This is a genomic window from Kitasatospora sp. NPDC101447 (assembly GCF_044767225.1).
GTDB lineage: Bacteria > Actinomycetota > Actinomycetes > Streptomycetales > Streptomycetaceae > Kitasatospora.
Map to the genome: position 1 here is coordinate 191,007 of NZ_JBIWNL010000010.1, position 16,429 is coordinate 207,435.

Below are 16,429 nucleotides of genomic sequence, written 5' to 3' on the forward strand. Positions count from 1 at the left end.
CCAGTCTCGCCACGCCCGGCCCCGGTTTTCCCTAGACGCTGGACGCCCCCGACGCGCGGACGGGCGTCGCCCGGCACCCGCTGGTACCCGGCAACGCCCGTCCGTCGGGTCACTCCCGGCCGCGAAGCCACTCCTCCACGATCTGCGCGGTGAGGGCCGAGTCCTCGCGGATCATCGACAGGTGGTCGGCGTCGACACCGACCACCTGGGCGCCCGGCACGAGCGGCTCGGCCTGGACGCGCTGCTCGATGCGGACCTCGTCGACACCTGTCAGGGCACGGTCGCAGGTGACCAGCAGGACGGGGGCCGTGGTGTGGTGGACCTCCAGGCTGTTGAGCAGGACCATCCAGCGGCCCATGGCGGACAGCCGGGAGTTGGTCAGCCGCACCGGCGAGTCGGCGCCGGTGAAGTTCAGCCGCATCATGCCGGTGTAGTCGGTGCCCTCGTCCGCGTTGTGCTGGAAGCTCAGCGTGTCGAAGAGCACCACACCCGCCGGGCGGATGCCCCACGTGTGCTCCAGCAGGCCGGCCGCGGCGTAGGCGAAGGAGCCGCCGGAGGAGTGGCCGGCGAGGACGAACGGGTGGCCGTCGCCGGCACGCAGGGCGCTCTCGGCGATCACCCGGGTGGCGACCTCGGCGGTGGCGGGCAGCCGCTCGCCGGTGGCGAAGCCGACCAGCGGGAGCGCCGACACCTCGCGCTCGCCGCGGAAGTGGGCGGCGAGCCGCGCGTACTGGTGCACGCCCGCGTTGGCGGTGGGCGCGCTGACGCAGATCAGCCGGGTCGGGCGCGGCCCCTCGGCGAGGCGGGTCGCCCAGGGCAGGTCCTCCAGTTCGGCGGTCGCCTCGAAGGTGGGGCGCAGGGCGGCGACGGTCGCGAGCATGCGCTGGGCCTCGGGCACCTTGCCGTTGGCCAGGGCGTCCGTGAACAGCCTCTCCAGGGAGTCCAGTTCGGGTGCGCCCCCGGGTACGAGGACGGCCCCGTCCTCGCCGGCCTCGGCGCGCTGGTCGGCGATCTCGCTGCGGATCCAGGTGGCGAGCTCGACGGGCGAGCGGCTGTCGAAGACGACGGTCGCGGGCATCCGCAGGCCGGTGACGGCGGCGATCCGGTTGCGCAGTTCGACGGCGGTCAGCGAGTCGAACCCGAGTTCGTAGAAGTCGCGTTCGGCGTCGACGGCCTCCGGCGAGGGGTGGCCGAGGACGGTGGCGGCCTCGGCGCGCACGGTGTCGACGAGGTAGCGCACACGGTCGCGCTCATTGAGGTCGAGCAGCTGCCGGGTGAAGCCGGCGGCCGCGTCGGCACCGCTCGCGCCACCGGCCGCGGTACGCCGGGCGGCGCGGACGAGCCCGCGGAACAGCGGCGGCACCTCGCCCTGGGGACGCATGCCCCCGGCGGCCAGGCCCATCGGAATGACGAGCGGTTCGGCGGAGCCGAGGGCGGCCTCGAACAGGGCGAGGCCCTGCTCGACGGAGAGCGGCGGGATGCCGCCGGACTGCATGCGCCGCATGTCGGTCTCACTGAGCTCGCTGGTCATGCCCGCCTCCTGGGCCCACGGGCCCCAGGCGAGCGAGGTGCCGGCCAGGCCGAGGGACCTGCGGTGGTCGACCAGGGTGTCGAGGAAGGCGTTGGCCGCGGCGTAGTTGCCCTGGCCGGGGCTGCCCATGACGCCCGCGATGGACGAGAAGACGGCGAAGGTGGCGAGGTCCAGGTGCCGGGTGAGCTCGTGCAGCTGCCAGACGGCGTCGACCTTGGGCCGCAGGACGGCGGACAGCCGCTCGGGGGTGAGCGCGGTGATGATGCCGTCGTCCAGCACGCCGGCCGTGTGGATGACGGCGGTGAGCGGGTGTTCGGCCGGGATGCCCGCGAGCAGGGCCTCGGTGGCGGCGCGGTCGGCGGTGTCGCAGGCGACGACGCGGGCCTCGGCGCCGAGGGCCGCGAGGTCGGCGAGGAGTTCGGCCGCGCCGGGCGCGTCCGGTCCGCGGCGGCTGGTGAGCAGCAGGTGGCGGGCGCCCTTGACGGCGAGGCGGCGGGCGAGGTGGCGGCCCAGGGCGCCGGTGCCTCCGGTGATCAGGACGGTTCCGTCGGGATCGGGCTCCACGGGCATCGTGAGGACGGTCCGGGTGGCGGGCGCCTGGGCGGCGAGCGCGGTGCGGGCGTCGCGGATGTCGTGCGCGACGATGTGAGGCGGGGTGAGCGCGCCGCTTTCCGCCAGGCCGAGGAGTTCCGCGAGGATCGCGGCGGTCTCGTCGGCGTCCGGTTCGGGACGTCGGGCGAAGGCGTCGTCGTCGAGGACGAGGTCGGTGCCCGGCGCCGCGTGCTCGACGAGCCGCTCGGGCGGCAGGCCTCGGCCGAGCAGGGCGTGGCGCAGCCCGTCGGGCGCCGTGGCGGACACCTCGGTGCCCAACCGCAGGGCGAGCTCGACGGCGGCGGTGGCCGGTCCGGTGGCGGTGGCGTGCACGTGGACGGTCCGGCCGGCCGGTCCGCGGCCGAGGGCCTGTCGGGCGGGGAGGAAGTCGGCGGCCAGGGCGGCCGCGGCCGCGAACGACCAGCCGTCGGGCAGCGGGGCCAGCAGGCGCCGGTCGGCGGCCGCCTTCGGCCCGGCGGGCAGCACGCCGAACACCGCGTCACCCGGGCGCAGGTCCGACACGCCGTCACCGACCGCCGTCACCACGCCGGCCCCACCGGAAGCGCAGCCAGGGGCGGCGACCCGGACGGCAACGGCCACCTGTCCGGCTGCGGGCGGCTCGGCCGCCTCAGGGCAGGGCAGGAGCGCCATGTCGCCGGGCAGGAGGCCGTCGAGGACCCACGGCGTGCCCGCCGGGGGCAGCAGCCCCGCCGCGTCCGCGAGCCGGGCCAGTCGGCCGACCCGCAGCGCGCCGCCGCGAACGGCGAACTGGGCCTCGCCGTCGGCCAGCAGGCCGGGCAGCAGCGGCAGGACCGCGGCCACGTCCTCCGTCCGCTCGACGTCGAGCAGGGCGAAGCGGCCGGGGTGCTCGGAGTTCGCCGAGCGGACCAGGCCCCAGGCGGCGCCGCCGGGAAGGTCGCGGACGGTCTCGCCGTCGGCGGCCCGGACGGCGCCCCGGGTCACGAACACCAGCCGCGAGTCGGCGGCCCGGTCCTCGGCCAGCCAGTCCTGGACCAGGGCGAGCGTGCGCGTGGTGTGCGCGTGGACGGCCTCGGGGACGTCGCCGACCGGGCTCTCCAGGGCGACCAGGACGAGGTCCGGCACCGGGCGGCCGAGGTCCGCGAGGGTCGCGGCCGAGGAGCCCGTGCCGTAGGTGTCCCGGCCGAGCGCCGTGCAGCGCGGCGCCGTGGCGGCGGGCGGCGCGGCCGGCGCGGGGACCCACTCGATCCGGAACAGCGGGTCGCGGCCGGTGCGGGCGGCGGCCGCGGCGGCCTGCGGGGCGCGCAGGGTGACCGAGCCGACGGTCAGCACCGCGCCGCCTGCCGGGTCCGTGGCGGTGACGGACACGGTGTCCTCGCCGAGGCGGGCGAGGCGCACCCGCAGGGCGGCCGCTCCCCCGGCGTGCAGGGCGACGCCCTGCCAGGCCTGGGGCTGCGGCAGCTGGTCCTCGGTGCCGACACCGATCAGCACGGCGGCGTGCAGGGTGGCGTCGAGCAGGGCCGGGTGGAGGCCGAAGTAGCGGGCGTCCTCGCCGGGCTCGCCGGGCAGCTCGACCTCGGCGAACACCTCCTCGCCGCGCAGCCAGGCGGCGCGCAGGCCCCGGAAGGCCGGGCCGCGTCCGGGCTCGCGGTAGAAGCCGTCCAGGTCGACGGCGAGCGCGCCGGCCGGCGGCCAGGCCGCCTGGGCGTAGTCCGGCAGGTCGGCGTCCTGCGGCACGAGGGTGCCGGCGGCGCAGCGCGTCCACGGCTCGTCGGGGGCGGCGTCGCCGGGGCGGGCGTAGCAGGCGACCGTGCGGGCGCCGGTGTCGTCGGGCGCGCCGACCCGCACCTGGACGACGGGCTCGTCGCCCTCGGCGAGCGGCAGCGGGTCGCCGAGCGTGAGCTCCGCGATCCGGCCGCAGCCGACCTGGTCGCCGGCCCGGACGGCCAGTTCGACGAAGGCGGCGGCGGGGAAGGCCGGGTGGCCGCCGATCCGGTGGTCGAGCAGCCACGGGTGCACGCGCAGGGCGAGGCGGCTGGTGAACAGCACGCCGTCGGTGTCGTCGGCGAGCGGGACGGCGGCGCCGAGCAGCGGGTGCTCGGCCGGGACGAGGCCGACCGAGGTGACGTCGCCGGAGAGGGCGGCCGGGCGCGGCCAGTAGCGGCGGCGGTCGAACGCGTAGGTGGGCAGGTCGACCCGGCGGGCGCCGGTGCCGTCGAACAGGGCTGCCCAGTCGACCGGGACGCCGGCCGCGTGGAGCGTGGCGAGGGCGGTGAGCAGGGTGCGTTCGTCGGCGCGGTCCTTGCGCAGGGCGGCGACGCGGACGCAGTCGGCCGCGTCGTCGCCGAGGCTCTGCTCGGCGAGGGCGGTGAGCACGCCGTCGGGGCCGAGTTCGAGGAAGGCGCTCGCGCCGGCCTCGCGCAGGGTGCGGACGCCGTCGGCGAAGCGGACGGCGTCGCGGACGTGGCGCACCCAGTAGTCGGGAGTCGTCAGGTCCTCGCCCAGGGCGCCGGTGAGGTTGGAGACGACCGGGATCGAAGGGGCGCCGTAGGCGAGGCCGTTGAGGACCGTACGGAAGTCCTCCAGCATCGGGTCCATCAGCGGGGAGTGGAAGGCGTGGGACACCCGCAGCCGCGTGGTCCGGCGGTCGGCGAAGTGCTCCTCGATCGCCGCGACGGCCTCCTCCGTGCCCGAGACGACGACGGAGGTCGGGCCGTTGACGGCGGCGATCGACACGAAGTCGCCCAGCAGCGGCAGGACTTCGTCCTCCGTCGCCTGGACGGCGAGCATCGCACCGCCCGACGGCAGGGCCTGCATCAGCCGGCCGCGCGCCGCCACCAGGGCGCAGGCATCGCCGAGCGAGAACACCCCGGCGACGTGCGCCGCGGCGATCTCGCCGATCGAGTGGCCCGCGACGAACTCCGGCCGCACACCCAGCGATTCGACGAGGCGGTACAGCGCCACCTCGACGGCGAACAACCCGGCCTGGGCGTACGCGGTCCGGTTCAGCACGTCCGCGTCCCCGCCCCAGACGACCGTGCGCAGCGGCTGGTCCAGGTGCTCGTCCAGCGCCGCGCACACCGCGTCGAAGGCGTCCGCGAACACCGGGAAGCGCGCGTGCAACTCCCGCCCCATGCCGAGGCGCTGGGAGCCCTGACCGGAGAACAGGACGGCCGTCGAGCGGTCCGCGGCGACGCCCCGGGCGACCTCCGTCAGCCCCTCGCTGCACGCGAGCAGCACGGCCCGGTGCTCGAAGGCGGAGCGTCCGGCGGCGAGCGAGAAGCCGATGTCCAGCGGGGAGAGTTCGAGCGCGCGGGCGCGGGCGAGGTGGGTCTCCAGCGCCTCGTCGGAGCGGCCGGAGAGCACCCACGGGACGACGGCGGGCAGCACCCGCTGGTCCTCGGTGCTCTCGGTGTCGGCGGGTGCCTGTTCGAGGATCACGTGCGCGTTGGTGCCGCTGATCCCGAACGAGGAGACCCCGGCGCGCCAGGGCCGGTCGACCTCGGGCCACGGCCGGGCCTCGGTGAGCAGGTCGATCGAGCCCGCCGACCAGTCCACGACCGTGGACGGCCGGTCGATGTGCAGGGACTTCGGCAGCACGCCGTGCCGCATGGCGAGCACCGTCTTGATCACGCCGGCTGCCCCGGCGGCGGCCTGGGTGTGGCCGATGTTGGACTTCAACGAGCCGAGCAGCAGAGGCCGTTCGCGGTTCTTGCCATAGGTCGCGAGGAGGGCCTGGGCCTCGATCGGGTCGCCGAGGGCGGTACCGGTGCCGTGGCCCTCGACGGCGTCGACCTCGGCGGGCGACAGTCCCGCGCTCGCGAGGGCCTGGCGGATGACGCGCTGCTGGGAAGGGCCGTTGGGGGCGGTGAGGCCGTTGGAGGCTCCGTCCTGGTTGACGGCGCTGCCCCGCACGACGGCCAGCACCGGGTGCCCGTTGCGGCGCGCGTCCGACAGCCGCTCCAGGACCAGCATGCCGACGCCCTCGGACCAGTTGGTGCCGTCGGCCGCGTCCGAGTAGGCCTTGCAGCGGCCGTCCGCCGCCAGGCCGTTCTGGACGGTGAAGCCGGCGAAGCTCACCGGCGTGGTCATCACCGTCACGCCGCCCGCCAGCGCCAGCGCGCACTCGCCGCCCCTCAGCGCCTGGCCGGCCCAGTGCAGGGCGACCAACGAGGAGGAGCACGCGGTGTCGACGGTGACGGCCGGGCCCTCCAGGCCGAGGGTGTAGGAGATCCGGCCGGAGAGCACGCTCGACGCGAGGCCGGTGCCGGCGTGGCCGCCGATGTCCTCCCGCGAGTTCATCATCAGGGTGGCGTAGTCGAGGCCGTTGGTGCCGACGAAGACACCGGTGCGGCTGCCGCCGAGCTTCTGCGGGTCAACCCCGGCACGCTCCAGGGCCTCCCACGAGGTCTCCAGCAGCAGGCGCTGCTGCGGGTCCATGGCGAGGGCCTCGCGCGGCGAGATGCCGAAGAAGGAGGCGTCGAAGTCGGCGACGGAATCGATGAAGCCGCCTTCCAGGGTGGCGCTGCGGCCGCGGCCGTCCCGGTCGCCGACGAGCAGGGTCCGCAGGTCCCAGCCGCGGTCCTCCGGGAAGCCGGCCACGCTGTCGCCGCCCGCGGCAAGCAGCCGCCACAGCTCGTCGGGCGAGGTCACCCCGCCCGGCAGCCGGCAGGCCATGCCGACGATGGCGATCGGGTCGCCGTCGTCGGCCGCGGCGCCCGCGGTGGGCAGCACCGGCGCCGAGCCGGGCGTGTCGAGGAGTTCGGCCAGGAGGTGCTCGGCGAGGGCCTGGGCGGTCGGGTAGTCGTAGACGGAGGTGGCGGGGAGCTTGAGGCCGGTGGCCGCGCCGAGCCGGGCGGGCAGTTCGACGGCTGTCAGCGAGTCGAAGCCGAGGTCCCGGAACTTGCGGTCCGGGGCGACGGCGGACCGGTCGGCGTAGCCGAGTACGGCGGCGACGTGGGTGCGGACGAGGTCGGTGAGGAGGGCGGTCCGCTCGGGCGGGGTGAGCGCGCGCAGGCGTCCGGTGAGTTCGGAGGCGGCGGTCGCGTAGTCGCGGCGGGTCGCCGCGGCGGCCTCCAGGGCGGTCCGGGCGGCCGGGAGGTCGCGTAGCAGCGGGTTGCCGCGCAGGCCGACGAGGCTCTCCAGGACCTGCGGCTGCGTCAGGTCGAGCAGCACGAGCGCCGGGGCCGGGCGGGTGACGGCCTGGCGCAGGGCTGCCAGGGCGAGGTCGGGGTGCAGGGCCGGGACGGCGGCGCGCTGGGTCCGCCCGTCGTCCTCGGCCGGGGCACCCGAGTCGATGCCGGTGGCCTCGGCGCCGACCCAGGCGCCCCACGCGATCGAGGTGGCGGGCAGCCCTTCGGCCCGGCGGCGCCGGGCGAGCGCGTCCAGGACGGCGGCCGGGGCCGCGAGGGTGGCCCGGCCGGCGGTGCCGACGGCGCCGGCGACGGAGGAGCAGAGCACGAAGGCCGTCAGGTCGAGGCCGCGGGTCAGCTCGTCCAGGTGGAGCGCACCCTGGGCGCGGACCCGGTGGGCGGCTGCGAGGCGCTCGGGTGTCAGGTCGTCGAGGACGCCGTCGTCGATCGTGCCCGCCGCGTGGACGACGGCGGTCAGCGGGGCGTCGGCCGGGATCCCGGCCAGCAGGGCGGCCAGGGCTTCGCGGTCGGCGACGTCGCAGGAGGCGATCGTCACGACGGAGCCCAGGCCGGTCAGCTCCTCGGCGAGGTCGACGGCGCCGGGGGCGTCCGGCCCGCGGCGGCTCGCCAGCAACAGGTGGCTCGCGCCCTCGGCGGCGAGCTGCCGGGCCACGGCGGCGCCCCGGCCGCCGGTGCCCCCGGTGATCAGCACGGTGCCCGGGGTCTCCCCCGGCGTCCAGCCCGCGTCCGGCGCACCGGCCGGGGCCGGCGCCAGCCGGCGGGCGTGGACCGCGGCGGCGCGGATCGCGATCTGGTCCTCGCCGTCCGCGCCGGCGAGGACGGCGGCCAGCCGGCGAACGGCGGACCGGTCCGGCGTCTCGGGCAGGTCCACGAGGCCGCCCCACTCCTGGGGGTGCTCCAGTGCGGCGACCCGGCCGAGGCCCCACACGGCGGCCTGCTCGGGCGCGGCCGGAGCCTCGGTACGGGCCACGGCGACCGCGCCGCGCGTCAGGCACCACAGCGGCGCGGTGACGTCGGCGTCGCGCAGCGCCTGCAGCAGGGTGAGGGTCGCGGCGGCCGGCTCGGCGCCCCCGCCGAGCGCGAGGAGGGACAGGACACCGGTGAACGGGCGCCCGGTCGAGGGCAGTTCGCGCAGCAGCGCGGCGAGCTCGACCCGCTCCGACGCGGGCACGGACAGGCACAACGCGTCCGGTCCGACGGCCTCGCAGACCGCCGTCGCCCACACCTCGTCGCCGTCCCCGGCCGGCGTCACCACCAGCCACGGGCCGGACGGCCGGGCCGTCGACCCGCCCGGCAGCGCCCGCCAGGACTCGTGGAAGCGCAGCGCGTCCAGCAGGGACTGGCCGCGGTGGTGGCGCCGCCACGCGGACAGGGCGGGGAGCACTGCGCCGAGCGCGGCGCCGTCCACGGCGAGGCCGGCGGCGAGCGCGTCCAGGTCCTCGCCCTCGACGGCGGCCCAGAACCGGGCGTCCAGCGGGTCGTCCGGCGCAGCGCCGCCGGGGCGGCCGGCCGGGGCGTGCGTCTGCGGCCAGTAGCGCTCGCGCTGGAACGCGTAGGTCGGCAGGCCGGTACGGCGGGCGCCGGTGCCGTCGAACAGCCGCGCCCAGTCGACGGGCACACCGACGACGTGGAGGCGGGCGAGCGCGGTCAGCAGGGCGGCCTCCTCGGGGCGGCCCCGGCGGCCGACCGGCTCGACGACCGCGTCCGGGGCGTCGGCGCAAGGGGAATCGGCCAGCGTCTGGCGGACGGCCGGGGACAGGGCCGTGTCGGGGCCCAGCTCCAGGAAGTCGGTCGCGCCGGCGGCGTACAGGGTCCGGACGCCGTCGGCGAAGCGGACGGTCTCGCGGACGTGGCGCACCCAGTAGTCAGGAGTGCACAGCTGCTCGGGTGCGGCGATCCCACCCGTCAGGTTGGACACCAGCGGGATCGAAGGCGCACGGTAGGCGAGGCCGTTGAGGACCTCGCGGAAGTCCTCCAGCATCGGGTCCATCAGCGGGGAGTGGAAGGCGTGGGACACCCGCAGGCGTGTGGTCCGGCGGTCGGCGAACTGCTCCTCGATCGCCGCGACGGCCTCCTCCGCGCCCGAGACGACGACGGAGGTCGGGCCGTTGACGGCGGCGATCGACACGAAGTCGCCCAGCAGCGGCAGGACTTCCTCTTCCGTCGCCTGGACCGCGAGCATCGCACCACCGTCCGGCAGCGCCTGCATCAGCCGGCCGCGCGCCGCCACCAGGGCACAGGCGTCTTCGAGTGAGAACACCCCGGCGACGTGCGCCGCGGCGATCTCGCCGATCGAGTGCCCCGCGACGAACTCCGGCCGCACACCGAGCGATTCGACGAGGCGGAACAGCGCCACCTCAACCGCGAACAACCCGGCCTGGGCGTACGCCGTCCGGTTGATCAGCTCTTCGTCCTCGCCCCAGACGATCTCGCGAACAGGTAGGTCGAACTGCGCGCAGACCGCGTCGAAGGCCTCGGCGAATACGGGGAAACGCGCGTACAGGTCCCGCCCCATGCCGAGACGTTGGGTTCCCTGCCCGGAGAACAGCAGCGCCGTCCTGCGCTCGCCGTCGACGACACCGCGCGCCACCTCCGTGCCGTCCAGCAGCACCGCCCGGTGCGCGAACCGCGACCGGTCGGCGGCCAGTGACAGGCCGATGTCCACGGGCGAGCCGTCCAGCCCGGCGACCCGCGCCAGCTGCGCGTCCAGCGCCGCCTCCGACGTGCCCGCCAGCACCCACGGCACGACGCCCGGAACGAGCGACGGCTCCGCCACGGGGACCTCGACCGGCGGCGCCTGCTCGACGATCACGTGCGCGTTGGTGCCGCTGATCCCGAAGGCCGACACGCCCGCGCGGCGCGGTCGGCCGGTGTCCGGCCACTCCTCGGCCTGCGTGAGCAGCCGGATGTCACCGGCCGCCCAGTCGACGTGCGAGGACGGCGCGTCCACGTGCAGCGTGCGGGGCAGCACGCCGTGCTGCATCGAGAGCACGGCCTTGATCACGCCGGCCGCGCCGGCGGCGGCCTGGGTGTGGCCGATGTTGGACTTCAACGAGCCGAGCAGCAGCGGCCGTTCGCGGTCCTGCCCGTAGGTGGCGAGGAGAGCTTGGGCCTCGATCGGGTCGCCCAGGGTGGTGCCGGTGCCGTGGCCCTCGACGAAGTCGACCTCCGCCGCCGAGAGACGGGCGTTGGCGAGGGCCTGGCGGATGACGCGCTGCTGGGAAGGGCCGTTGGGGGCGGTGAGGCCGTTCGAGGCTCCGTCCTGGTTGACGGCGCTGCCCCGCACGACGGCCAGCACCGGGTGCCCGTTGCGGCGGGCGTCCGAAAGGCGTTCCAGGACCAGGACGCCCGCGCCCTCGGACCAGCCCGTCCCGTCCGCTCCGTCCGCGAACGCCTTGCACCGCCCGTCCGGGGCCAGTCCGCCCTGCCGCGTGAAGCCGGGGAAGCCGAGCGAGGACGACATCACGGTGACGCCGCCGGCCAGCGCCAGCGTGCACTCGCCGCTGCGCAGCGACTGCGCGGCCAGGTGCATCGCCACCAGCGAGGAGGAGCACGCCGTGTCGACGGTGACCGCCGGCCCCTCCAGGCCGAAGGTGTAGGAGATCCGGCCGGAGACCACGCTCGCGGCCAGGCCGGTACTCGCGTGACCCTCGATGTCCTCCTGGGCGTTCATGACGAGCGTCAGGTAGTCCTGGCCGCCGGTGCCGACGAAGACGCCGGTCCGGCTGCCGCGCAGCGCCGCCGGGTCGATCCCGGCGCGCTCGACGGCCTCCCAGGACGTCTCCAGCAGGAGCCGCTGCTGCGGGTCCATGGCGAGGGCCTCGCGCGGCGAGATGCCGAAGAACGCCGCGTCGAAGTCGGCCACCCCGTGCAGGAAGCCGCCCTTCGCGGTGGCGCTGCGGCCCCGGTCGCCGGGGCCACCGCCGAGCAGGGTGTCGAGGTCCCAGCCCCGGTCGGTCGGGAAGTCGGAGATGCCCTCGCGGCCCTCGGCGACCAGCGCCCACAGCTCTTCGGGCGTGCCGATCCCGCCGGGCAGCCGGCAGGCCATGCCGACGATCGCGATCGGGTCGTCCGCAGTGGGGACGACCGCGACGGCCGGGGCCGCCGGCTCCTCGTGCTGCCCGAGTACCTCCGCCAGGACGAGGTCGGCGATCGCGGCGGGGGTGGGGTGGTCGAAGACCAGCGTCGCCGGGAGGCGCAGGCCGGTGACGGCCGTCAGGCGGTTGCGCAGTTCGAGTGCCGTGAGGGAGTCGATGCCGAGGTCGTGGAAGTCCCGGTCGGCGGCGACGGCCTGCGGCGAGGCGTGGCCGAGGATGGCCGCGGCCTCGGTGCGGACGAGGTCGACGACGTGGCGCAGGCGATCGGTCTCGCGCAGCTCGGTGAGGCGGGCGGCGAGGGCCGTCATGGTCGCGGCGCCGGTGCCGGTGGCGGAGGCCGTGCGGCGCCCGCCGGGCAGGAGGGCGCGGAACATCGTGGGCACCTCGCCGCGCGGGCGAGCGCCGGCGGCCATGCGGCCGGTCGCGACCAGATACGGCTCGTCGAGGGACATCGCGGCGTCCAGCAGGGCGAGACCGTCTTCCTCGGTGAGGGACGGGACTCCGGAGGCGTGGATGCGGTGCAGGTCGGCTTCGGAGAGCATGCCCGTCATGCCGGCCGTGGGCATCCAGGCGCCCCAGCCCAGGGACTGGGCGGGCAGGCCCCGGCGGCGGCGCCAGTGCGCGAGCGCGTCCAGGTAGACGTTGGCCGCCGCGTAGTTGCCCTGGCCCGCCGTACCCATCACGCCGGAGACGGAGGAGAACAGGACGAAGGCCTTGAGGTCCTGGTCCTCGGTCAGCTCGTGGAGGTTCCACGCCGCGTCCACCTTCGGGCGCAGGACGTTCGACAGCCGCTCGGGGGTGAGCGCGGTGACGATGCCGTCGTCCAGCACACCGGCCGCGTGCACGACGCCCGTGACCGTCCGGCCGTGGAGGGCTTCCGCGAGCGCCTCCCGGTCGGCGGCGTCACAGGCCACCACCTCGACGCGCGCACCCAGCTCCGCCAGCTCGTCCACCAGCTCGGACGCGCCGCCGCGCCTGCTCAGCAACAGCAGTTCGCCGACGCCGTGTTCGGTGACCAGGTGCCGGGCGACGAGACGGCCCAGACCGCCCGTGCCACCGGTGATCACCACCGTGCCCGCGCCCCAGCCCTTCGAAGGTTCGTCGGCGAGAGCGGCCCGGGCCAGCCGGCCCACCCGGACGACGCCGTCGCGCGCCACCACCTGCGACTCGCCCACGGCCAGCACCGCGTCCAGCGGCAGCTCACCGTCCGCGTCCGGGTCCGCGTCCACGAGGACGAACCGGCCCGGGTTCTCCGACTCCGCCGCCCGCACCAGGCCCCACACGGCAGCGCCGGCCAGGTCCACGACCTCGCCGCCCGGCACCGCGCCCCGGGTCGTGAACACCAGGCGCTCGTCCGCGAAGCGCGGCTCGGCCAGCCACTCCTGCACCAGGCCCAACGCCCACGCCGTCGCCTCGTGCACGGCCTCGGGCGTCGAACCGCCCGTCACCGGGACCACCACGGCACCCGGCACCTCGTCGCCGATCTCGGCCAGCGAGGCGACGTCCACGCCCAGCGTCAGGGCCGCCACGCTCTCACCCGCACGCGACGGCGCGGGCACCCACTCCAGCCTGAGCAGCGACCCCGCCGCCGTTCCCTGCGTCACAGCGGCCGGCTCGGCCAACGTCAGAGCCTCGGCCGACAGCACCGGGTCCCCTGCCGCGTCCGCGACGGCGACGGCGAGCGTCTCCGCGCCCGTGCGCACGAGCCGCGCCCGCACGACGGAGGCGCCCGAGGCGTGCAGCGACACCCCGGACCACGCCACCGGCACCAACCCGCGGCCGTCCGCCCGCACCACCGCCGCCAGCAGCGCCGGGTGCACGCCGAAGCCCGCGGCCTCGCCGACCGAGTCGCCCGGCAGGACCGCCTCGACGAAGGTCTCCTCGCCGCGCCGCCAGACCGACCGCAGCCCGTCGAAGGCCGGGCCGAGGTCCGCCTCCTCCCGGAGCTCGGTGAGCTCCGCGACGACCGCGCCTTTCGGTGGCCACACCGAGGCGTCGAACTCGGCCGTGCGCTCGCCGCGGACGAGGTCGCCCGTGGCGTGCTCCGTCCACGGGCCGTCGTCGGTGTCCGGCCGGGAGAAGATCCGCACCGGGCGGGCGCCGGAGGCCGCCGGGGCCTCCACCCGGATCTGGACGACGACCGCCCCGTCCTCCGGCAGCACCAGCGGCTCGGCCAGCGTCAGCCGCTCGACCCGGTCGCAGGCGACCTGGTCACCGGCACGGACCGCCAGCTCCACGAACCCGGCCGGTGGAAAGACCGCCACGCCGCCCACCCGGTGGTCGCCCAGCCACGGCTGCGCCTTCAGCGACAGCCGGCCGGTCAGCAGCGTGCCCTCGGCGTTCGCGAGCGCGACGGTCGCGCCCAGCAGCGGGTGCTCGGCGGGCGACAGACCGGCGCCGGTCACGTCCCCGATCCGGCGGGCCGGGCGCGGCCAGTAGTGCTCGCGCTGGAACGGGTAGGTGGGCAGCTCCACCTGGCGGGCGCCGGTGCCGTCGAGCACTCGCGTCCAGTCGACCGGGACGCCGGCGACGTGCAGCCGCGCCAGCGCGGTGACCAGGGTGTGCTCCTCGGGCCGGTCGCGGCGCAGCAGCGGAAGCGCGGGGACGTCCGGGTCCTGCTGGGCGAGGGCTGCGAGGACACCGTCCGGGCCGAGCTCGACAAATGCGGTCGCGCCGGCCTCGCGCAGGGCGCGGACGCCGTCGGCGAAGCGGACGGTCTCGCGGACGTGGCGCACCCAGTAGTCGGGGGTGGTGAGGTCCGCACCCAGAGCGCCGGTGAGGTTGGAAACCAGCGGAATCGAAGGGGCGCTGTAGGAGAGGCCGTTGAGGACCTCGCGGAAGTCCTCCAGCATCGGATCCATCAGCGGCGAGTGGAAGGCGTGCGAAACCCGCAGCCGCGTGGTCTTGCGCTCGGCGAAGTGCGCGCGGATCTTTTCGACGGCCTCCTCGGCGCCGGAGACGACGACGGAGGTCGGGCCGTTGACGGCCGCGATCGACACGAACTCACCCAGCAGCGGTAGGACTTCGTCCTCCGCCGCCTGCACGGCCAACATCGCACCGCCCTCAGGCAGTGCCTGCATCAGACGGCCACGGGCCGCCACCAGCGTGCAGGCGTCCGCCAGCGAGAACACCCCGGCCACATGCGCCGCAGCGATCTCACCGATCGAGTGCCCGGCCACGAACTCCGGCTCCAAGCCCAGCGATTCGAGCAGCCGGAACAGCGCCACCTCGACCGCGAACAACCCCGCCTGCGCGTACTCCGTCCGGTTCAGCAGCTCCGCGTCCTCGCCCCACACCACCTCGCGCAAACCCGGCTCGAACTCCGCGCACACCACGTCGAACGCCTCGGCGAACACCGGGAAGCGGGCATACAACTCCCGCCCCATCCCCGGCCGCTGCGACCCCTGCCCGGAGAACAGGAACGCCGTCGACCGCTCCACCGCCACCCCGCGCGCGACCTCGACCCCGTCCACCAGCACCGCCCGGTGCCCGAACCGCGACCGCCCCGCCAGCGACAACCCGACGTCCACGGGCGAGCCGACCGAGCCGTCGAGGCCGGCCAGCCTCGCCGACTGCGCGTCCAGCGCGGCCTCCGACTTGGCGGACAGCACCCACGGCACCACACCGGGCGCCACGGCGGGCTCGGCAAAGGGGTCCGCGCCCTCCTCCACCGCCTCCTCGACGATCACGTGCGCGTTGGTGCCGCTGATCCCGAAGGCCGACACGCCCGCGCGGTGCGGCCGGTCCACCTCCGGCCAGGCCCGGGCCTCGGTGAGCAGCTCGACCGCCCCGGCCGACCAGTCCACCTCGGCGGACGGGGCGTCGAGATGCAGCGTCCTCGGCAGCACGCCGTGCCGCAGCGCCATCACCGTCTTGATCACGCCGGCTGCCCCGGCGGCGGCCTGGGTGTGGCCGATGTTGGACTTCAACGAGCCGAGCAGGAGCGGCCGTTCGCGGTCCTGCCCGTAGGTGGCGAGGAGGGCCTGGGCCTCGATCGGGTCGCCGAGCGGCGTCCCCGTGCCGTGGCCCTCGACGGCGTCGACCTCAGCGGCCGACAGTCCGGCGGCGGCCAGGGCCTGACGGATGACGCGCTGCTGGGAAGGGCCGTTGGGCGCCGTCAGCCCGTTCGAGGCACCGTCCTGGTTGACGGCCGAGCCGCGCAGGACCGCCAGGACCGGGTGCCCGTTGCGGCGGGCGTCCGAGAGCCGCTCCAGCACCAGGACGCCCGCACCCTCGGCCCAGCCCGTCCCGTCGGCGCCGTCCGCGAACGCCTTGCAGCGCCCGTCCGGCGCGAGCCCGCCCTGCCGGGAGAACCCGGAGAAGCTCATCGGCGTCGACAGCACGGTGACGCCGCCCGCGAGGGCGAGCGTGCACTCACCGGCCCGCAGCGCCTGCGACGCCAGGTGCATCGCCACCAGCGAGGAGGAGCAGGCCGTGTCGACGGTGACCGCCGGCCCCTCCAGACCGAAGGTGTACGACACGCGGCCGGACAGCACGCTCGCCGTCAGACCGGTGGTCGCGTGGCCCTCCATGTCCTCGTCCGAGTTCATCACCACGCCGACGTAGTCGACGCCGGCCGTGCCGACGAAGACGCCGGTGCGGGTGCCGCGCAGTCCCGCCGGGTCGATGCCCGCCCGCTCGAACGCCTCCCACGAGGTCTCCAGCAGGAGCCGCTGCTGCGGGTCCATCGCGAGGGCCTCGCGCGGCGAGATCCCGAAGAAGCCCGCGTCGAACTCGCCGGCCGCGACGAACCCGCCCTCGATCGAGACGCTGCTGCCGCTGCCCTCGCCGAGCAGCGCCGCCATGTCCCACCCGCGGTCGGCGGGGAACCCGGAGATTCCGTCCCGTCCGTCCGCGACCAGCTCCCAGAGCTCCTCGGGGGTGGTCACCCCGCCCGGCAGGCGGCACGCCATGCCGACGATGGCGATCGGCTCGTGCCGTCCGGACTCGGCCTCCAGCAGTCGTTGGCGTGTCTGGTGCAGGTCGGCCGTGACCCACTTGAGGTAGTCAACGAGCTTGCTGTCGTTCGACATGGGGGGTGGTGCCTTCCTGTGTTGAGGCGGGTCTCTCAGCGGTTC

The 16,429-nt window shown here is 75.9% G+C and carries 1 protein-coding gene; it reads right to left on the reverse strand.

Annotation, left to right across the window (positions count from 1 at the left end):
• Nucleotides 1–109 precede the first annotated feature (109 nt).
• Nucleotides 110–16,384 carry a type I polyketide synthase gene (locus ACIRST_RS17435; RefSeq protein WP_402803003.1) on the reverse strand — a complete coding sequence of 5,425 codons (16,275 nt, stop codon included), beginning with the start codon at nt 16,382–16,384 and terminating at the stop codon, nt 110–112.
• Nucleotides 16,385–16,429 lie beyond the last annotated feature (45 nt).

Excerpts from the sequence above, each read along its gene's own strand:
- ACIRST_RS17435 (WP_402803003.1), bottom strand. The coding sequence starts at position 16,384 with ATGTCGAACGACAGCAAGCTCGTTGACTACCTCAAGTGGGTCACGGCC.